Origin of the sequence: Micromonospora sp. NPDC049060 (assembly GCF_040649055.1) — a bacterium.
Lineage (GTDB): Bacteria > Actinomycetota > Actinomycetes > Mycobacteriales > Micromonosporaceae > Micromonospora > Micromonospora reichwaldensis.
Genome location: NZ_JBEZEV010000113.1, coordinates 1 through 19,426, shown reverse-complemented (window position 1 = coordinate 19,426; position 19,426 = coordinate 1). Strand labels below are relative to the sequence as shown.

Here is a 19,426-nt window from a genome sequence, read left to right as displayed (position 1 = left end):
GCGGGGTGCGGTGGCCGACCTCGGGCCCGCCCGCGCAGGGATCAAGCCTGACCGCCCGGAGCGGGCGGGGCTCCCCCGGAAACCCCACCCACGGACCCCCCGAATCCCACCGACCCACGAGCAACCAAAAACGGGACGACGCAAGATCGATGCGACTGACACCATTGGGCGCGTGCTGCTCACCCTGACCACCACGCACCGCCCGGCCACCGACCTCGGACACCTGCTGATCAAGCACCCCGACCGCGCGCACGCCTTCGACGTGCCGGTCGGCACCGCGCACGTGTTCTACCCGGAGGCGGACGAGCAGCGTTGCACCGCCGCCCTGCTGCTCGACGTCGACCCGCTTCGGCTGGCCGGCGCGCGGGGCCGCGGCCGGCAGCAGGCGCCGACCCCGGACAGCTTCACCCTCGGGCGGTACGTCAACGACCGGCCCTACGCGGCGTCCAGCCTGCTCTCCTCCGCGCTGTCCAAGGTGTACCGCTCGGCCCTGCGCGGCGAGTCCCGCGAGCGCCCCGAGCTGGCCCGCACGCCGATCCCGCTGGAGGTGCGGGTGCCGGTGCTGCGCTGCCGGGGTGGCGCGGACGTGGCGGTCCGGATGTTCGGCCCGCTCGGCTGGGCGGTGACCGCCGCCCCGATCCCGCTCGACGAGCGGCACCCGGAGTGGGGCGACAGCCGGTACGTCGACCTGACGCTGACCGGCACGCTGCGCGTCGCCGACGCGCTCAACCACCTCTACGTCCTGCTGCCGGTGCTGGACGACGCCAAGCACTACTGGGTCGCCCCGGACGAGGTCGACAAGCTGCTGCGGGCGGGCGCGGGCTGGCTGGCCGACCACCCGGAGCGCGACATGATCACCCGCCGCTACCTGGCGCACCGGCGGGCGCTGGCCGGGCTGGCCCTGGCCCGCCTTGCCGAGCGACGCCCGACCGACGAGCCGGCCGCCGACGGGACGACCGAAAACGAGGCGACCGGGGACGGCACGACCACGGACGGGGCGACCGGGGAGGGCGGGCAGGTCTCGGCCCGCCGGGCGTCGCTGGCCGCGCGCCGGCGGGAGGCGGTGCTCGGCGCGTTGGCCGGCGCGGGTGCGAGCCGGGTGCTGGATCTCGGCTGCGGCGGCGGCGCCCTGCTCGCCGCGCTGGTCGGCGACCGCCGGTTCACCGAGATCGTGGGCACCGACGTGTCCACACACGCGCTGACCCTGGCCGCCCGGCGGCTGCGGCTGGACCGGCTGCCCGAGCGGCAGCGGGACCGCATCCGGCTCTGGCAGTCCGCGCTGACCTACCGGGACGACCGGCTGCGCGGGTACGACGCGGCGGTGCTGATGGAGGTGATCGAGCACGTCGATCCGCCCCGGCTGCCGGCGCTGGAGGACGCCGTGCTCGGTCACGCCAACCCGGCGACCGTCGTGGTGACCACGCCGAACGCCGAGTACAACGTCCGCTACGAGGGGCTGCCCGCCGGGCGGTTCCGGCACGCCGACCACCGCTTCGAGTGGACCCGCGCGGAGTTCGCCGCCTGGGTCGACCGGGTGTCCACCACGTACGGCTACACCGCCGCGATCAGCGGGGTCGGCGACGACGATCCCGAGGTCGGCGCCCCCACCCAGCTCGTCGTGCTGACCCGGAAGGAGAACCCGTGACCACCCTCGACATCCCCGAGCTGGCCCTGGTCGCACTCGTCGGCGTCTCCGGCTCCGGCAAGTCCACCTTCGCGCGCCGGCACTTCGCGCCCAGCCAGGTGCTCTCCTCGGACACGTTCCGGGCGATGGTCGCCGACGACGAGAACGACCAGTCCGCCTCCGCCGACGCCTTCGACGCGCTGCACCACGTCGCCGCCACGCGGCTGCGCCGGGGCCGGCTCACGGTAGTCGACGCGACCAACCTCCAGCCGCACGCCCGGGCGGGCCTGGTGCGGGTGGCCCGCGAGCACGACGTGCTGCCGGTGGCCGTCGTGCTGGACGTGCCCGAGGCGCTGGCGTGGGAACGCACCGAGAGCCGCGCCGACCGCACCTTCAACCGGCACGTGCTCGCCCGGATGCAGCGCGACCTGCGCCGCTCGTACAAGCTGTTGGCCCGGGAGGGCTTCCGCAAGGTGCACGTGCTGCGCGGCGTCGAGGAGATCGACGCCGCCGAGATCCGCTACGAGAAGCTGTTCAACGACCGGCGCGAGCTGACCGGGCCGTTCGACATCGTCGGGGACGTGCACGGCTGCCGCGCCGAGCTGGAGACGCTGCTCGTCCGGCTCGGCTGGGAGCTGCGCCGCGACGAGCGGGGCCGGCCGGTGGACGCTACGCACCCGTCGGGGCGTACCGCCGTCTTCGTCGGTGACCTGGTGGACCGCGGCCCGGACTCGCCCGGCGTGCTCCGCCTGGTGATGGGCATGGTCGCCGCCGGGCACGCGATCTGCGTGCCCGGCAACCACGAGCAGAAGCTGCTGCGCCGGCTGCGCGGCCGCGAGGTGCGGCTCACCCACGGGCTGGCCGAGACGATGGAGCAGCTGGCGGCCGAGCCGGACGCCTTCGTGGCCGAGGTGGCGGGCTTCATCGACGGCCTGACCAGCCACTTCGTGCTCGACGGCGGCCGGCTGGTGGTCGCGCACGCCGGGCTGAAGGAGGCATACCAGGGCCGCGCGTCGGGCCGGGTGCGCTCCTTCGCGCTGTACGGCGAGACCACCGGCGAGACCGACGAGTACGGGATGCCGGTGCGCTACCCGTGGGCGCGGGAGTACCGGGGTTCGGCGATGGTGGTCTACGGGCACACCCCGGCCGCCGTGCCGGAGTGGGTGAACAACACCATCTGCGTCGACACCGGCTGCGTCTTCGGCGGCCGGCTCACCGCGCTGCGCTACCCGGAGAAGGAGCTGGTCTCGGTGCCGGCGGAGCGGGAGTGGTACGCCCCGGTCCGCCCGCTGGCCGCCGCGCCGGCCCGGCCCGACCAGGTGCTGGAACTGACCGACGTGACCGGCCGGCGGCACGTCGAGCACCCGTACGGGTCGCTGACCGTGCCGGCGGAGAACGCGGCCGCCGCGCTGGAGGTGATGAGCCGCTTCGCGGTCGACCCGCGCTGGCTGGCCTGGCTGCCGCCGACGATGGCGCCCTGCTCGACGGCGACGGCGGGCGGCTTCCTGGAGCACCCGGCGCAGGCGTTCGCCGACTACCGCGCGGCGGGCGTGGACCGGGTGGTCTGCGAGGAGAAGCACATGGGCTCGCGGGCGGTGGTGCTGGTCTGCCGGGGGCCCGACGGCGGGCCCTTCGGCCCGGGCGGCGGGGTGGTGCACACCCGCACCGGCCGCCCGTTCTTCGGCGCGCCGCTCGACACCGAGCTGCTCGACCGGGTGCGCGCGGCGGTCGGCGGGGCGGGGCTCTGGGACGAGCTGGGCACCGACTGGCTGCTGCTCGACTGCGAGCTGCTGCCCTGGTCGGCGAAGGCGGGCGGCCTGATCCGCGAGCAGTACGCCGGGGTCGGCGCCGCCGGCCGGGCCGCCCTGCCGGCGGCGCTGGCCGCGCTGGAGGCGGCTGCCGGGCGGGGGCTGCCCGTGGCGGAGCTGCGTGACCGGATGGCCCGTCGCCGCGACGAGATCCTGGCCTACTCGGACGCCTACCGGGCTTACGTGGGGCCGACCGACGGGCTGCGCGGGGTGACCCTGGCCCCGTTCGCGGTGCTGGCCGGCGCGAAGGCCAGCTACGCAGACCGGGACCACGGCTGGCACCTCGGGCTGGCCGACCGGCTCTGCGCCGCCGACCCGGAGTTCTTCACGCCGACGCGTCGCCAGGTGGTCGACCTGGCCGATCCGGCCGCCGAGGCGGCGGCCACCGAGTGGTGGCTGGCGCTGACGGCGGCCGGCGGCGAGGGCATGGTGGTGAAGCCGTACGCCGGCCCGGCCGCCCGCACCGAGCGGGGTTCGCTGCTCCAGCCGGGCATCAAGTGCCGGGGCCGGGAGTACCTGCGGATCATCTACGGTCCCGGCTACGACGAGCCGGAGCAGTTGGCCGCGCTGCGCCGCCGGTCGCTGGGGCGCAAGCGGGGGCTGGCGCTGCGCGAGCACGGGCTGGGGCTGGCGGCGCTGGACGCGCTGGTCGCCGGTGCTCCGCTGTGGCGCCGGCACGAGCTGGTCTTCGCGATCCTGGCCTGCGAGTCCGAGCCGGTCGACCCCCGGCTGTGACGCGGCGGCGGCCACGGCCGGCGGGCCAGGTCGACCGGCTGACCGTGCGCGTGACGGGTGCCGGCGGTCGACCTCGGCCGGCACCCGTCGCCGCCGGGCGTCGGCTGTCGGTAGCCGGGTATGGTCGCCGGCCATGACCACGTTCGAGGCGTTCTACGAGCCGGCCGGCGGTGGTCGGTTCGGGTCGACGCCGGCGACCGCCGGCCCGTGGGATCCGGCCGCCCAGCACGCCGGCCCGCCGTCGGCCCTGCTCGCCCGGGCGCTCGCCGGCCACGAACCGGTCGACGGCCAGCTCCTCACCCGCGTGTCGGTGGACATCCTGCGCCCGGTGCCGGTGGCGGAGCTGACGCTGCGGGTCCGTACGGTCCGGGCCGGCCGCCGGATCACGCTTGTGGAGGGGATCGCGGAGGCCGGCGGGCAGGAGGTGCTGCACGCCCGGGGCTGGCGCGTCCTGGCCCCGGCCGAGCCGACGCCCGCGACGGCCGACGACGGGCCGCCGGGGCCGGGGCCGGACGCGGGCACCGAGCCGGAGCACTGGGCCGCCGCGCACTCCGCCGGCTACCTGTCGGCCATGCAGTGGCGTTTCGTCTCCGGCGCGTTCGTCGAGCCGGGCCCGGCCCGGGTGTGGGTGCGGCCCCGGATCCCCTTGCTGCCCGGCGAGCCCGTCGGCCCCGCGGAGCTGGCGCTGCTGGTGGCGGACTCGGGCAGCGGGGTGAGTGCCCGCCTGGACCTGGCCCGGTGGCTGTTCGTGAACGTCGACCTGACGGTGACCCTGCACCGGCCGCCGCGCGGCGAGTGGCTCCTGCTCGACTCGGCCACCACGATCGGGCCGCACGGTTCGGGCGTGGCGTCGAGCCGGCTGGCCGACGCCGACGGCACGGTGGGTGGCGCGGTGCAGACGCTCGTCGTCGCACCCCGCTGAGGCGGCGCGGCGGGCGGGGGCCCGGTGCCGGGTGCCTGCCCGGCCGGGGTGGCACCGCCTCGCGCGCTGTGACGTCGAGCACCGGGCAGGCCGGCAGCCACCTAGACTACGGACGTTCCATCACCGACCGGCATACATCGGAGGTCGCCCCGTGCCGACGCCCACCACCACCCTGGCCCTGGGGCCGAGCTGGCTCGATCCAGAGGTGTTGATCTCGACGTTCGGGCTGATCGGCATCCTGGTGATCGTCTTCGCCGAGTCCGGCCTGCTGATCGGGTTCTTCCTGCCGGGCGACTCGCTGCTGTTCACCGCGGGGCTGCTCACCGCGGACGGGAAGTACATCACCTACCCGCTGTGGCTGGTCTGCCTGCTCATCACCATCGCGGCGATCGCCGGCGACCAGGTCGGGTACGCGTTCGGCCGCAAGGTCGGCCCGGCGCTGTTCCGCCGGCCGAACTCGAAGCTGTTCAAGCAGGAGAACGTGCTCAAGGCGCACGAGTTCTTCGAGAAGTACGGCGCGCGCTCCATCGTGCTGGCCCGCTTCGTGCCGATCGTGCGGACGTTCACGCCGATCGTTGCCGGGGTCAGCCGGATGAACTACCGCACGTTCGTGATCTACAACGTGATCGGCGGCGTGCTCTGGGGCACGGGCGTGACCGTGCTCGGCTACTTCCTCGGCCAGATCCCGTTCGTCAAGGCGAACATCGAAATGATCCTGATCGGCATCGTGCTGATCTCGGTGATTCCGATCGCCGTCGAGCTGCTCCGGGCATGGCTGGCCGCCAGGCGTGGCACCACCCCGCAGGAGCGGGCCGCCGCCGAGGAGGCGATCCGGGAGACCCGCGAGCACTACGGCAAGCACTGACCGACCGGCCGTCCGGTGCCGCCCCCGGTGGGGGATGGCACCGGACGATCGGTGAAGGTCAGCGCGCCTTCTTGGTGGCGCGCTTGCGCGGCGGGGTCAGCAGATCGGCGATCGTGGCGATCGCCGTCGGCACCAGCCGGTAGTACGCCCAGACACCGCGCTTCTCCCGCTCCAGCAAGCCGGCCTCGGTGAGGATACGCAGGTGGTGACTGACCGTCGGCTGCGAGAGGCCGAGGGGTGCGGTCAGGTCGCACACGCACGCCTCGCCCTCGGGCGCCGACTGGATCAGGCTGAGCAGCCGAAGTCGAGCAGGGTCGGCGAGGGCCTTGAGGACCCCCGCCAGACGCTCGGCATCGGCACGTTCGATCGGCTCGCCGGCAAGCGGCGAGATCTGAGGCATAGTCATTTCGGCCAACGCAGTTCCCACGTATTCCATCCTTCCACCAGCAGCATCGATCCGCCTGCATATCGGCGGATCCGAATCGGCAGACTTTTACGCCACAAGGCCGAGGTCAGCCAACGTATAGGCCGCTCGATACGGCAATCCGGCGGCTCGCACCGCGTCGCCGGCGCCTCGATCAACAATAACCGCCACACCCACGATCTCGGCCCCGACCTCGCGAAGGGCCTCGACCGCCGTCAACACACTTCCCCCGGTGGTGGAAGTGTCCTCCACCGCCAACACCCGCCGGCCGGCCACGTCCGGCCCTTCGATCCGACGCTGGAGACCGTGCGTCTTACCCGCCTTGCGGACCACGAACGCGTCCACCGGACGGTCGGTCCCGGACGCGGCGTGCACCATCGACAGCGCCACCGGGTCGGCGCCAAGGGTCAGCCCGCCCACCGCGTCGTACTCCCAGTCGGCCGTCAGGTCACGCATCACGCGCCCCACCAACGGAGCGGCCTGGTGATGGAGCGTGACGCGACGTAGATCGACGTACCAGTCGGCCTCGCGGCCTGAGGAGAGCACCACCCGGCCGTGGACCACCGCCAGGTCAGTGATGAATTTACGCAGGTCGTCGTGGTCCCCCATGCCGATAGAGGGTACTGCTCAAGTCTGGGAGTCGTGTGCGGGGTCCACCGGGATCAGCCCTGGGGGCGACCGACGGGTGGCGATGGCCGGCTACGCTGAGCGACCGTTCAGCCGGACATATCGGACGATCGACGGAGGTCGACGGGGCGAGCCGCCTCCGACCCGCCGCTCAGCCGCCGTCGCGGCCGATCCGACCCCGGGTGTCCCGGGACACCGCCTCCAGCAGCCGCCGGGGCGCGTGCCGCAGCCCCGCCACGGCGAGCTTGTACTTCCACGCGGGAACGCTGACCAGCTTGCCTTTCCGCAGGTCACGCAGGGCTTCGTCGACCACATCGTCGGCCCGCAGCCACATCCACTCCGGCGTCTTAGACATGTTGATGCCGGCGCGCTCGTGGAACTCCGTACGCGTGTAGCCGGGGCAGAGCGCCATCACGCGTACGCCGAAGGGCCGGGCGGACTGGCCGACCGACTCGCTGAAGTTGGTGACCCACGCCTTGCTGGCGGAGTATGTCGACCCCGGCATGACCACGCCGAACCCCGCCACCGAAGAGACATTTATCACTGCCCCGCGCCGCCGCTCGGTCATCGGACGCAGGGCCGCGAGGGTCAGCCGCAGCACGGCGTGCACGTTGAGCCGCAGCAGCCGCGCCTCGTCCTCGGCGGACGAGCGCAGGAACGGGGTGTTCAGGCTGATCCCGGCGTTGTTGACAAGCAACTCGATCGGCGGGCCCTCGGTCAGCCGCCGCTCCACCGTCGCGCAACCGTCGTCGGTGGACAGGTCGGCCGGGATCGTCTCGGCCTCGCGGCCGTGCCGCCCGGTCAGTTCGGCGGCCGTCGCCGCCAGCCGGTCCGCGTCCCGGGCCACCAGCACCAGGTGCCAACCGTCGGCGGCCAGCCTGCGGGCGAAGGCGGCACCGATGCCAGCGGTCGCTCCGGTGATCAGGGCCCACCGCTCGCTGGCCGACTGGTCGAGCGTCACGGGCGGTCCTCACTCGGCGGGTACGGGGGCGCGGGCGGCTGGTGCGGGGGCTGGACGGGTGGCGGCGCGGGCGACGCCGGAGGGTGGTGCGGGGCGGACGGCGCGGGCCGCGGACGGAACCAGGCGCCCGCCGCCGGCAGTGCCAGCAGCACGGCTACCACAAGGTAACCGAGCACCTGGCCGACGGAAAGCCCCGCGCCCAGCGGAATCCACCAGGACGGGTAGGCGTCGGCGAGGAGGCCGAGGAGTTCCGCCGTCGGCCGCTCGTCCTCGCCCGACCCGAGCGGAGTGGCGCGCTGCCCGACCAGCAGCGCGAGCCCGCAGCACCCGGCGATCAGCCCCAGCCCCGAGACCACCCAGGTGGCGGTGCGGGCGCCGTCCCGGCCGGCGCGCAGGCCGAGGGCGAGACCGGCGAGGAGCAGCCCCGCGAGCAGGCTCACCACCGCCGTCAGCACGGTGGACACGCCCAGCAGGGTGACCGTCCCGTCGATCTGGTCCGGGAGTGCCGAGGTGTCCGCCGCGGCGGCGCGGAACCGGTCGACGGTGCCGCCCCGGGTCGCCACACCGGCGGCGGCGTACGCGAGGGCGGCGACCGCCATCAGCGCCAGCAGCGCCACGGCCGCCGTGACCACGGCCGGGCGGCGGGCCGGTGCCCGATCGGGGTGCGACACGACGAGTCCCTCCGGTAGGCGTCGGGTTGCAACCTACTCGGAGGGACCGTCGGCGTCGCTGTTATCGACCGGTCAACTCACCGGCGGCGGGGTCGGTCCGGGACGGTCCGACCCGGGCTGCTCGCCACCCGGGTGCGGCCCCGGCTGACCCGGCTGGTCCCCGCCGTACGGCGTGGACGGCGGCTGGTCGCCCGGGGCCGGCGGGTAGCCAGGCTGGTCGGACGCCTGCGGCTGGCCGGGCGTCGGCGGGTAGCCAGGCTGGTCGGACGCCTGCGGCTGGCCCGGCGTGGGCGGGTACCCCGGCGTGGGCGGGTAGGCGGGCTGGCCGGACTGCGGGTAGCCGGGCTGGCCACCGGACTGCGGGTAGGCCGCACCCGGGACCGGCGGCTCCCAGCCCTGCTTCGGCTTGCGGAAGAACTCGTTGGCCTTCGGCAGCGCCAGCAGGATCAGCGCGGCGAGCAGCGCGAGCAGCCCGAGCACGCTGAGCAGCGTGGTGACCGGGGTGAACCAGCCGGGCAGCGCCTCGTCGAGGCGGCGCTGGATCTCCTCCGCGCTCGGCGCGTCGCCGGTCGTCTGACCGGTGCCGATGCCGCCGCCCACTCCGCTGACCAGTCCGCCGCCCATGCAGCAGACCATGATGCCGCCGAGCACCCAGGTGGTGATCCGGGAGCCGTTGCTGCCCTTGTTGTTGAACACCCCGAGCACGGCCAGCACGACCGCGAGCAGGAGCACGAAGACGGCGCCACCGATGGCGATCATCGTGGTGATGTCGGCCAGGTTCTGCGTGCCGTTGGCGTCGGTGCCCCGGTACGCGTCGTCGAGCACCTCCGACATGGTGCCGACGGTGGAGAGCGTGATGATGAGGCCGATCAGCTGGGTGAGCGCGAACAGCCACAGCAGATACGTGGATATGGTCACCACACCCGGCCGGGTGCGGGCCGGCGTGTTGTGGGAATCGACCATGATTCTCCTTCCCTAGATCGCGGTCACACCGTATCCAGGTCGAGCCAGTCCGGCACGTCAGACGGGCGTTGACCCGCCGGGACGGCGGCGATCGCGGGCCACGGGCGGCACCTCAGTAGCCGCGCCACTCCGCGCGGGCGTACTCCAGCACGTGGGGCTGGAGCAGGGTGGAGGCCGGCACGTCCACCCGGCCCCGGTCGGCGGGGAAGGACCCGGCGGCGGAGAGCGTCGCCGCGTCGAGGAAGCGCAGCGCGGGCGCGTCCGGCGGCAGGGCCAGGGCGGGCGCGGTCGGGCCGGGGGCCGCCAGCAGGAAACCCCAGTCGCCGAAGGACGGCACGTCCACGTGGTACGGCGTGGTGGCGAAGCCCGCCTCGCGCAGCGACGCCTCGATCGACCAGTACGACCGGGGCGCGAAGTACGGCGAGCCGGACTGCACCACCAGCCGCCCGCCCTCGGCGAGCACCGCCCGCACCAGCGCGTAGAACTCGACCGTGTAGAGCTTTGCGGTGGCCGTCTCGTCCGGGTCGGGCAGGTCCGCCACCACCGCGTCGAACCGGTCGGGGGCGGTACGCAGCCAGGCGAACGCGTCGGCGTGCACCACCCGCACCCGGGGGTCGTCGAGCGCCCCGCCGTTGAGCCGGCGCAGCTGCGGCTCGCTGCGGGCCAGCGCCACCACCGCCGGGTCCAGGTCCACCACCGTGATCCGCCGGACGTCCGGGTAGCGCAGCAGCTCGCGTACGGCGAGACCGTCCCCGGCGCCCAGCACCAGCACCTCGCCGCGCGGGCCGTTCAGCACCGGATGCACCAGCGCCTCGTGGTAGCGGTACTCGTCGACGGAGCTGAACTGGAGGTCGCCGTTGAGGAAGAGCCGCAGGTCGGTGCCGGAGCGGCCGGTCTCGGCGACCGAGCGGGTGAGCACGATCTCCTGGTAGCGGCTGCGCTCGGAGTGCACCACCGGGTCCCGGTAGAGCTGCTGGCGGGCGGTCAGCTCGAAGTCGTGCGCGGTCACCCACGCGTACCCGAGGCTGAGGAAGACCACGACGCTGCCGGCGCCGAGCGCGACGCGCGCCCGGCGGCTCAGCTCCCGCCGGAAGACCGTGCAGACCAGTGCGAGCCCGGCGACGGCGTTCACCGCGCCGACCACCAGCGCGCCCTTGAGCAGGCCGAAGACCGGCAGCAGCAGGAACGGGAAGGCCAGCCCGCCGAGCAGCGCGCCGACGTAGTCGGCGGCGAACAGGTCCGCCACCGCGCTACCCGCCGCCTGCTCCCGGATGCGTTGCAGCAGCACCATCAGCAGCGGAATCTCCGCGCCGATCAGCAGGCCGAGCACGAAGGCGGTGGCGACCAGCGCCGGGCCGTAGAGGTCCAGCCACGCGAAGGCCGCGTAGAGGCCGAGCACGGAGAGGCCACCGAGCAGGGCCAGGGCCAGCTCGATCGCGGCGAACGCGGGAGCGGACCGGGGCTGCAGGGGCTTGGCGGCGAGCGCCCCCACGCCCATCGCGAACACCATCACGCCGAGCACGATCGACGCCTGCCCGACCGTGTCCCCGATCAGGTAGCTGCCCAGGGCGACGAGGGCCAGCTCGTAGACCAGGCCGCAGGCGGCACAGACGAAGACCGCGACGAGCACCGCCGCGCGGGACAGCCGCCACCGCGCGGGCGGTGCCGGCGCGTCGACGGTCACCGGCCCTCCGGCGTACGCCTGGGGTCCCGCGCGGCGGCCTGCCGGGCGACCCTGAAGTCCCGCATCCCGGCCCCCGCCTGTGCCTGCCGCCGGGCCTCCTCGCGGCGTTGCCGGCCGCGCTGCCAGAAGCCGACGGCGAACAGCAGCGCGGTGAACAGCAGCAGGCCGACCGCGGCGAGCAGGTAGCCCCAGCGGTCACGCCAGAGGTCGCTACCGGCGTCCGGCAGCGGTGGCGCGTCGGCCGTCGCGGCCGCCGGGGTCGCAGCCGGCTCCACCACCCCTGCCTCGGCGGCGAGCAGCGGCAGCGAGACTGCGGCCCGGGTGACGGCCCAACCCGGCTCGTCGACGAAGGCGTCCTCGGTCAGCCCGAGCCGCTCCAGCCCGCTCTGCATCCGCAGGCGGGCGGTGGCGGAGACGTCGTCGGAGGTTTCCACCGTGATGCGGGCGAAGTCGTTGCTCTCGCTGCTCTCCGACGTGTACGCGACCCGGGCGACCACCTGCGCCCAGCGCGGGCAGGCCGGGTTCTCCTCGACCGCCACCCCGTCGCCGAGGTTCGACCCGACGCTCAGCTCGGTGTAGCCGTAGTAGTCCTGGAGCACCCAGCCGTAGCAGATGCCCTGGCTGGCGCTGGCGTGTTGCAGGATCGGCACGGTGTCGCCGCGTTCCTGCGAGGTCGGCGGCAGCACGTCGTCGCCTCCGTCGCGGCTGTTGACCACGCCGATGCCCACGCAGCACAGGAAGGCCACGCCGACGATCACCCAGATGACCCAGCTGCCGCTCTTCATCGGGCCTTCGCGCGCCGGTCGCGGCGCGACGGGCTGCTTCGCCGTGGTCATCAGCTGATGGCGGCGGCGATGATCGCACCGGTGGCGAGGTGCACGACGGCGGAGACCCAGACCGCCGGGTGCGGCTGCTGGTCGACCAGGATCTCGCCGAGCTTGCCCGGCGTGGCGACGTCGAGCAGCACGAAGGCCGCCGCCATGATCACCAGGCCGAGGATCCCGTACGCGGACGCGCCCACGATGCCGAGCGCGAAGTCGTCCTCGCTGGCGGCGATGGCGGCGACCACGATGATGCCGACGCCGGCGAGGTTCGAGGCGAGCAGCAGCGCGGCGTTGCGGTTGCGCTCGGTCCAGATCAGCTGGTTGAGCTTGCCGGGGGTGGCGAGGTCCACCAGGACGTAGCCGATGCCCATCAGCAGGACACCGACCGCCCCGTAGGCGAGGGTGACCAGCAGATCGGTGACGAGGGTCTGCACAGGAGGCTCCAGGGTGAGGGGGGTCGGTGCGTCACTTGCCGCTGCCGGGGCCGCCGCCCCGGACGGTGCTGCCACGGCCCCAGCCCCAGTGGGAGCCGACCGTGGAGTGGTAGCGGGGGTAGGCGGTGCTCATGCGCTCCAGCAGGATCACCGAGCCGGCGGCGATCGGCAGGATCACCACCGAGTCGTCGTCGTAGCGCAGGTAGACGCCGCTGCCGTCGACGTACTGGTCGGCCGGCTGCCACGCGTCGGTGACCTCCTTCGCCACCTGGCTCGGCGAACGGGGCGAGGTGTAGGCGACGGCGTTGCGGCCGATGTCCCGGCTCGCCGCCCGCTTGTACTTGTCCTCGACGTAGCCGCGCGGCGAGAAGCTGCCGTAGAAGATCGCGAAGGCGGCGACCAGGGCGCCGATGACGGCGAACGCCGCCCCCACCACGAACCAGCGTCGGTACGTCATCGCAGTGCCACCACCGTCTCGGTCAGGACCAGCTCGTTGGTCTGTGGATACGCGTGCCAGGTGCGCCAGGCGAGGGTGCCGGCCGGCGGGTCGGGGCGGACCGCCAGCGCGGTCACCGCGTCGGCGTCGCCGGGGAACACGCCCACCAGCGCGTACGGGTCGTCGGCCAGGTCGGCACGGAGGGCGGCCACCTGCTCGCTCAGCCCCGCGCCGGCGGGGCGCAGCACGGTCGCCGTGAAGTGGTAGCCGCTCGCCTCGTCCCGTACCGCACCGGGCAGCTCGGGCGGGCGGCCGGGCAGGCAGGCGACCGTCTCGGTCAGCGCGGCGCCGGGCGCGTGCAGGACCACCTGGTGCGAGGCGCCGAGCAGCCGCAGCCGCAGCCGGACGCCGTCGGGCAGGTCGAGGTCGAGCACGTGCAGCGCGGGCCGCTCGACGTCGTCGAGCGCCAGGCTGAGGTCGGCGGCGCTGGTGTCGACGTACGGGGCGTCGAGGGTGACGAGCATCAGCCCACCTCGGACTGCGGATAGATCATCACGTCGCCGCGGTGCAGCAGCTCACCGAGCGCCACCTCCCAGCCCGCCTCGCCGTACGCCTCGAAGGAGAGCCGGGCGCCGCCGGGCGCCTGGTAGTCGTGGTACCGCATCGTGCCGGTCGGGTCGAGCCCGGTGTTGCCGACGGCGGTGAAGCGGGCCTGGCCGGACTCGTTCCAGTTGTAACGGCGGCCGGCGAAGTCGATGGTCGGGGCGCCGGGGGTCACGGTGGCGCCCTGCTCGGCTCCCCAGAGCACCAGCTCCAGCTCCGGGTCCTCCTCGACGGAGAGCCAGCGCCGCACGCCGCCGGCGTCGTCGAGCAGGTGCTCGGCCCAGCTCCAGCCGCCCTCGACCAGGCGGATCGAGCCGCGCACCGCGTACGACACGCCCCGGATCTCGACGATGTCGCCGGGCTTCAGCCGGCGCGGGTCACCGCGCAGCGCGTCGGCGTCCCGGTCCCGCAGCGGGTCACCCGGCCCCTTGGCCCGCTGTTGCGGGCGGGAACGCGTCCGGTTCCAGGCGACCGCGGCCACCACCAGGCCCGCCACTCCGACCAGACAGCCGACCGCCGCCAGCACGTACGCGAGCGTTCCGCTCAACCCGACCACCTCCCCAGGTACGTCGGCGCAGACGGTAACAACCCCGCGCACCTGGGGAAAATGCCTGGTCGGGGAGTGAGAGGCCGGTTACGCCACGTGCCCGGCGGCTGCCCTCCCCCGGGCCCGCTCTTCGAGCCTCTACGGCCCGTCGGGGCGGTCCGTGGCGTACTCGCGCAGCGTGGTGCGGCCCATGACGCAGCCCGTGAAGGTGCCGAACTCGGCAGGGTCGTCGCGCAACGCCGTCCAGGCGACGCGCCCGGCGGTCGGGTCGACGCGCTCCAGCAGCGTGGCGGCGTAGACGCGCCCGGCCGGGGTGCCCTCGGCGAGCAGCCGGTCGAGCTGTCCACGCAGGTCCTCGGGGTCGTCGCCCAGTGCGGCCTCGACCCGCCGGTACGCCTCGGTCACCGGCAGCAGCGTCCCGGCGATCCCCACCCCACCGAACGCCACCGTCTCGGCCTGCCGCAGCTCGTCGAAGGCCGCCTCGACCTCCCGATCCTTCTTCCGCCCCATCCCAAACACCCTCCACCCTCCTCTCTTCAACCTCTTCCAACCTCTTCCCCACCCCCTTCCCCACCCACCCCCACCTCCACCCTGTTGATCATGAAGTTGTTGCCCGCCAAATCGGCGTGTCGCGACAACAACTTCATGATCAACGGGACCTGGGGTGGGGGTGGGTTAGGCCCGGGTGATCGTTAGGGCGTCGGGGGTGGGTGCCAGGTCGACCTTGACCGTGTCGCCGTCGCGGATCTGGCCCGACAGGAGTGCCCTGGCGAGTTGGTCGCCGATGGCCGTCTGGACCAGGCGGCGCAGCGGGCGGGCGCCGTAGATCGGGTCGTACCCGTGCTCGGCGAGCCAGACCCGGGCCGGCTCGGTGATCTCCAGGCCCAGGCGGCGGTCGGCGAGACGCTTGCGCATCCGGTCGAGCTGGATGTCGACGATCGCCCGCAGGTCGTTCCCGAGCAGCGCGGCGAAGACCACGATGTCGTCGAGGCGGTTGAGGAACTCCGGCTTGAAGTGCGAGCGGACCACCGCGAGGACGCCCTCCCGTCGCTGCTCCTCGGCCAGCGTCAGGTCGCCGATCACCGACGAGCCCAGGTTGGAGGTGAGGATCAGAATTGCGTTGCGGAAGTCCACCGTACGGCCCTGCCCGTCGGTGAGCCGGCCGTCGTCGAGCACCTGGAGCAGGATGTCGAAGACGTCCGGGTGCGCCTTCTCGACCTCGTCGAGCAGGATCACCGAGTACGGCCGGCGGCGTACCGCCTCGGTGAGCTGGCCGCCCTCCTCGTAGCCGACGTAGCCGGGCGGGGCGCCGACGAGCCGGGCGACGGAGTGCTTCTCGCCGTACTCGCTCATGTCGATGCGGACCATGGCCCGCTCGTCGTCGAAGAGGAACTCGGCTAGCGCCTTGGCCAGCTCGGTCTTGCCGACGCCGGTCGGGCCGAGAAAGAGGAAGCTGCCGGTCGGGCGGTCGGGGTCGGCGACGCCGGCCCGGGCGCGGCGGACCGCGTCGGAGACCGAGCCGACGGCCTCGGCCTGACCGACCACGCGGGTGCCGAGCGACTCCTCCATCCGCAGCAGCTTGGCGGTCTCGCCCTCCAGCAGCCGGCCGGCGGGGATGCCGGTCCAGGAGGCGACCACGGCGGCGATGTCGTCGGCGCCGACCTCCTCCTTGAGCATCGCGCCCTCAGCCTGGAGCCGGGCCAGTTCCTCCTCGGCCTGCTTCAGCTCGGCCTTGAGGGCGGGAATTCGGCCGTAGCGCAGCTCGGCGGCCCGCTCCAGCTCGCCGTCGCGTTCGGCCCGCTCGGCCTCGCCGCCGAGCCGCTCCAGCTCCTCCTTGGCCGTGGAGAGCTTGGTGATGTGGCTCTTCTCCAGCTGCCAGCGCTCCGACAGGACGGTGAGCTGCTCGCGCTTGTCGGCCAGCTCCTTGCGCAGCCGCTCCAGCCGCTCGGCGGAGGCGGCGTCCGGCTCCTTGGCCAGCGCCATCTCCTCGATCTCCAGCCGGCGCACCGCCCGCTCGATCTCGTCCACCTCGACGGGCCGGGAGTCGATCTCCATCCGGAGCCGGGACGCGGACTCGTCGACCAGGTCGATCGCCTTGTCCGGCAGGAACCGGTCGGTGATGTAGCGGTCCGACAGGGCGGCGGCGGCGACCAGGGCGGCGTCGGTGATGCGTACGCCGTGGTGCACCTCGTAGCGCTCCTTGAGCCCGCGCAGGATGCCGATGGTGTCCTCGATCGTCGGCTCGCCGACCAGCACCGGCTGGAAGCGCCGCTCCAGGGCCGGGTCCTTCTCGATGTGCTCGCGGTACTCGTCAAGCGTGGTCGCGCCGACCATCCGCAGCTCACCGCGGGCCAGCATCGGCTTGAGCATGTTGCCGGCGTCCATCGAGCCCTCGCCCTTGCCGGCGCCGACGACGGTGTGCAACTCGTCGAGGAAGGTGATGACCTGCCCGTCGGAGTTCTTGATCTCCTCCAGGACGGACTTCAGCCGCTCCTCGAACTGGCCGCGGTACTGGGCGCCGGCGACCATCGCGCCGAGGTCGAGCGAGACGAGCTTCTTGTTCCGCAGCGACTCCGGCACGTCGCCGGCGACGATCCGCTGGGCCAGGCCCTCCACGATGGCGGTCTTACCGACGCCCGGCTCGCCGATGAGCACCGGGTTGTTCTTGGTACGCCGCGACAGCACCTGGATCACCCGACGGATCTCCGAGTCCCGGCCGATGACCGGGTCGATCTTGCCGTCGCGGGCGCTGGCGGTCAGGTCCACGCCGTACTTGGCCAGGGCCTGGTAGGTCTGCTCGGGGTCGGCGCTGGTGACCCGCCGGTCCCCGCCGCGTACGGACGGGAAGGCGGCGACGAGCGTCTCCTCGGTGGCACCGGCCGACTTCAGCGCGTTCGACACCGCGCCGCCCACCCGGGCCAGACCGGCGAGCAGGTGCTCGGTGGAGGTGTACTCGTCGCCGAGCGGCCGGGCGATCTGCTCGGCGGCCCCGATGGCGTTGACGAACTCCCGGGCCAGGGTCGGCTCGGCGATGCTGGAGCCCCGCGCGGCGGGCAGGCCGTCGACCGAGCGCCGGGCCGCCCGGCGCAGCTCGCCGGGGTCGGCCCCGACGGCGCGCAGCAGGCCGGCGGCGGTCGAGCCGTCGGTGTCCAGCAGTGACAGCAGCAGGTGCCAGGGCTCCACGGTGGCGTGGCCGCGCTGGTTCGCCAGCGCGACGGCACCGGTGATGGCCTCGCGGCTCTTGGTGGTGAGACGTTCCGTGTTCATGGGCTCCCCCGGATCGGCGTGTCCACTGGGAAGGACACAACCAGAGTTGAGCCTATTCCGCTCAACCCTGGCCACGTGAGCTGACTCACACGTGTCCCGTGCTGGGGCCGAACTCCCCGGCCCCGGGTCCGGCCTCCGGTGAGCCGAGCCGTCCGCGCCCGTGGCGGAGAAGCACTGACAGATCACTCAGCGACAGGCGACGTCCTGACTGGATCCGCAGGTGACGGCGGGGAGTAGCCTGACCGCGTGCGCGTACGTGTCGAACAGACCGCCCTGCCTGGCATCGGGGTCCGTCACGATCTGCTGACGGAATCCGGCCGCCGCCTCGGCGTCGTCTCCCACCGCAATGGCCGCCGTGACCTCGTCCTCTACGACCCGGACGATCCCGACTCATGCCAGCACGACATACCGCTGACCGACGACGAGGCGGAGGCGCTCGCCGACATCCTCGGGGCGTCCCTGATGCTGGGCCAGCTCTCCGGGCTGCGCGACCAGGCCGCCGGGCTGCTCACCGAGCAGATCGCCATTCCGGCCGGGTCGAAGTACGTCAACCGCAAGCTCGGCGACACGCAGGCACGCTCCCGTACGAGCGCCTCGATCGTCGCGGTGCTGCGCCACGGCGAGGTGATCGCCTCGCCGGACCCGTCCTTCCGCTTCGCGGCCGGTGACGTGGTGGTCGTCGTCGGGACCCGCAAGGGCCTCGACGGCGTGACAGCCATCCTCGCCGACAACGACCCGGACGGCTGAGGCGCGGATGCACCACACGACAACACTGCTCATCGAAGTCGGCGCGCTGCTGTTCCTGCTCGGCCTGCTGGGCCGGCTGAGCCGCCGGATCGGCCTCTCGCCCATCCCCCTCTACCTGCTCGCCGGGCTCGCCTTCGGGCATGGCGGCCTGCTCCCCCTCGCCGCCAGCGAGGAGTTCTTCGCGGTCGGCGCCGAGATCGGCGTGATCCTGCTGCTGGTGATGCTCGGCCTCGAATACTCGGCCAACGAGCTCGTCGGCAACCTGCGCGCCGCGGCCCCCGCCGGGCTGATCGACGGGCTGCTCAACGCGCTGCCCGGGGCGGCGTTCGCACTGCTGCTCGGCTGGGACTGGGTCGCCGCGCTGGTGCTCGCCGGCATCACCTGGGTCTCCTCGTCGGGTGTCATCGCCAAGGTGCTCGCCGACCTCGGTCGCCTCGGTAACCGGGAGACGCCGGTGATCCTCTCGGTCCTGGTGATCGAGGACCTGGCCATGGCGCTCTACCTGCCCCTGCTGACGGCCGTGCTGGCGGGCACCGGCCTGCTCGGCGGCGGGATCGCGCTCGGCGTCGCGGTCGGCACCGTGCTCCTGGTGCTGGTGGTCGCCATCCGGTACGGCAACCTCATCTCCACCGCCATGTCGGCGAAGGACCCGGAGGCGCTGCTGCTCGGCGTACTCGGGATGACCCTGCTGGTGGCCGGCATCGCGGCGAAGCTCCAGGTGTCGGCGGCGGTCGGGGCGTTCCTGGTCGGCATCGCGCTCTCCGGGCCGGTGGCGCACAACGCCACGGAGTTGCTCACGCCGCTGCGCGACCTCTTCGCGGCGGTCTTCTTCGTCTTCTTCGGCCTGGTCACCGATCCCCGGGACATCCCGCCGGTGCTGCTGCCCGCGCTCGCGCTGGCCATCGTCACCATGGCGACGAAGACCCTCACCGGCTACCTGGCCGCCCGCCGCGTCGGCATCGCCGAACCCGGTCGATGGCGCGCCGGTCTGGCCCTCGTGCCACGGGGTGAGTTCTCCATCGTCATCGCGGGCCTCGCGGTGGCAGCCGGCAGCGTCGAGCCGAAACTGGCGGCGCTCGCGACGGCGTACGTGCTGATCACCGTGGTGACCGGGCCGATGCTGGCCCGGCTGCCCGACTTCGCGTGGTTCAAGCGCTGGCTGCGGCAGCGCGGCGCCGCGCAACGGGCCCAGCCGGCACCCGTGGCGGACTGATCGACGTTGGCCGAGGGCCGGAGACGTATACGTACCGGCCGACCCGGTCGACCAGCGCGCGGGCGGCGTCG

The 19,426-nt window shown here is 73.4% G+C and carries 19 protein-coding genes; 6 read left to right on the top strand and 13 right to left on the bottom strand.

The features are described from left to right. The first annotated feature begins 172 nt into the window (after positions 1–172). From AB0B83_RS27560 to AB0B83_RS27545, 4 genes are all read left to right on the top strand, one after another. A complete protein-coding gene (locus AB0B83_RS27560) occupies positions 173–1,645 on the top strand; it encodes a 3' terminal RNA ribose 2'-O-methyltransferase Hen1 (protein WP_357580603.1) in 1,473 nt (490 codons plus the stop codon). Further along, positions 1,642–4,167, top strand: coding sequence for a polynucleotide kinase-phosphatase (locus tag AB0B83_RS27555; RefSeq protein ID WP_357580602.1), 2,526 nt, complete (start codon positions 1,642–1,644; stop codon positions 4,165–4,167). The genes AB0B83_RS27560 and AB0B83_RS27555 overlap by 4 nt, the downstream gene beginning before the upstream one ends. Before the next feature lie 133 nt (positions 4,168–4,300). Then, positions 4,301–5,089 (top strand): thioesterase family protein, encoded by a 789-nt coding sequence (locus AB0B83_RS27550; RefSeq protein ID WP_357580601.1) that lies wholly within the window; start codon positions 4,301–4,303, stop codon positions 5,087–5,089. 151 nt (positions 5,090–5,240) lie between these two features. Continuing rightward, complete coding sequence (locus tag AB0B83_RS27545; protein ID WP_311414852.1) at positions 5,241–5,954, top strand: VTT domain-containing protein; 714 nt, start codon at positions 5,241–5,243, stop codon at positions 5,952–5,954. Between the two features lie 58 nt (positions 5,955–6,012). Here the strand turns inward: AB0B83_RS27545 and AB0B83_RS27540 are convergent, their stop codons facing one another. The 13 genes from AB0B83_RS27540 to clpB form a co-directional block, all read right to left on the bottom strand. Further along, positions 6,013–6,390 carry a metalloregulator ArsR/SmtB family transcription factor gene (locus tag AB0B83_RS27540; protein WP_007073957.1) on the bottom strand — a complete coding sequence of 126 codons (378 nt, stop codon included), beginning with the start codon at positions 6,388–6,390 and terminating at the stop codon, positions 6,013–6,015. Positions 6,391–6,447: 57 nt separating this feature from the next. After that, the gene (locus AB0B83_RS27535; protein ID WP_121397268.1) at positions 6,448–6,987 is read right to left on the bottom strand and encodes an orotate phosphoribosyltransferase; all 540 of its coding nucleotides are present in this window, start codon (positions 6,985–6,987) and stop codon (positions 6,448–6,450) included. 169 nt (positions 6,988–7,156) lie between these two features. Continuing rightward, a complete protein-coding gene (locus AB0B83_RS27530) occupies positions 7,157–7,966 on the bottom strand; it encodes an SDR family oxidoreductase (RefSeq protein ID WP_357580600.1) in 810 nt (269 codons plus the stop codon). Further along, positions 7,963–8,637 carry a hypothetical protein gene (locus AB0B83_RS27525; protein ID WP_357580599.1) on the bottom strand — a complete coding sequence of 225 codons (675 nt, stop codon included), beginning with the start codon at positions 8,635–8,637 and terminating at the stop codon, positions 7,963–7,965. The genes AB0B83_RS27530 and AB0B83_RS27525 overlap by 4 nt, the downstream gene beginning before the upstream one ends. Positions 8,638–8,709: 72 nt before the next feature. Then, positions 8,710–9,600, bottom strand: a complete 891-nt coding sequence (locus AB0B83_RS27520) for a hypothetical protein (protein WP_357580598.1) — start codon at positions 9,598–9,600, stop codon at positions 8,710–8,712. Positions 9,601–9,712: 112 nt separating this feature from the next. Next, on the bottom strand, positions 9,713–11,284 hold the full coding sequence (locus AB0B83_RS27515; RefSeq protein ID WP_357580597.1) for a polyamine aminopropyltransferase: 1,572 nt from the start codon (positions 11,282–11,284) through the stop codon (positions 9,713–9,715). After that, entirely contained in the window at positions 11,281–12,120 is an 840-nt protein-coding gene (locus tag AB0B83_RS27510) for a hypothetical protein (RefSeq protein WP_357580596.1), read from the bottom strand. The genes AB0B83_RS27515 and AB0B83_RS27510 overlap by 4 nt, the downstream gene beginning before the upstream one ends. Next, positions 12,120–12,542: a DUF350 domain-containing protein gene (locus AB0B83_RS27505; protein ID WP_357580595.1), complete on the bottom strand. Its 423-nt coding sequence runs from the start codon at positions 12,540–12,542 to the stop codon at positions 12,120–12,122. Before AB0B83_RS27505 ends, AB0B83_RS27510 begins: the two co-directional genes overlap by 1 nt. A 31-nt stretch (positions 12,543–12,573) precedes the next feature. Further along, positions 12,574–12,999, bottom strand: coding sequence for a DUF4247 domain-containing protein (locus tag AB0B83_RS27500; RefSeq protein ID WP_357580594.1), 426 nt, complete (start codon positions 12,997–12,999; stop codon positions 12,574–12,576). Further along, positions 12,996–13,502: a DUF2617 family protein gene (locus AB0B83_RS27495; RefSeq protein WP_357580593.1), complete on the bottom strand. Its 507-nt coding sequence runs from the start codon at positions 13,500–13,502 to the stop codon at positions 12,996–12,998. The genes AB0B83_RS27500 and AB0B83_RS27495 overlap by 4 nt, the downstream gene beginning before the upstream one ends. Then, a complete protein-coding gene (locus AB0B83_RS27490; RefSeq protein ID WP_357580592.1) occupies positions 13,502–14,128 on the bottom strand; it encodes a DUF4178 domain-containing protein in 627 nt (208 codons plus the stop codon). The genes AB0B83_RS27495 and AB0B83_RS27490 overlap by 1 nt, the downstream gene beginning before the upstream one ends. A gap of 138 nt (positions 14,129–14,266) precedes the next feature. Continuing rightward, complete coding sequence (locus tag AB0B83_RS27485; RefSeq protein WP_357580591.1) at positions 14,267–14,638, bottom strand: hypothetical protein; 372 nt, start codon at positions 14,636–14,638, stop codon at positions 14,267–14,269. Positions 14,639–14,803: 165 nt separating this feature from the next. Continuing rightward, positions 14,804–17,395: an ATP-dependent chaperone ClpB gene (gene clpB / locus AB0B83_RS27480; RefSeq protein WP_357580590.1), complete on the bottom strand. Its 2,592-nt coding sequence runs from the start codon at positions 17,393–17,395 to the stop codon at positions 14,804–14,806. Between the two features lie 246 nt (positions 17,396–17,641). On the opposite strand from clpB, the gene AB0B83_RS27475 reads away from it, so the two are divergent. Together AB0B83_RS27475 and AB0B83_RS27470 are read left to right on the top strand one after the other, a co-directional pair. After that, positions 17,642–18,142, top strand: a complete 501-nt coding sequence (locus AB0B83_RS27475) for a TrkA C-terminal domain-containing protein (protein WP_357580589.1) — start codon at positions 17,642–17,644, stop codon at positions 18,140–18,142. Positions 18,143–18,149: 7 nt separating this feature from the next. Next, entirely contained in the window at positions 18,150–19,355 is a 1,206-nt protein-coding gene (locus tag AB0B83_RS27470; protein ID WP_311410085.1) for a cation:proton antiporter, read from the top strand. The last annotated feature ends 71 nt before the right edge of the window (positions 19,356–19,426 follow it).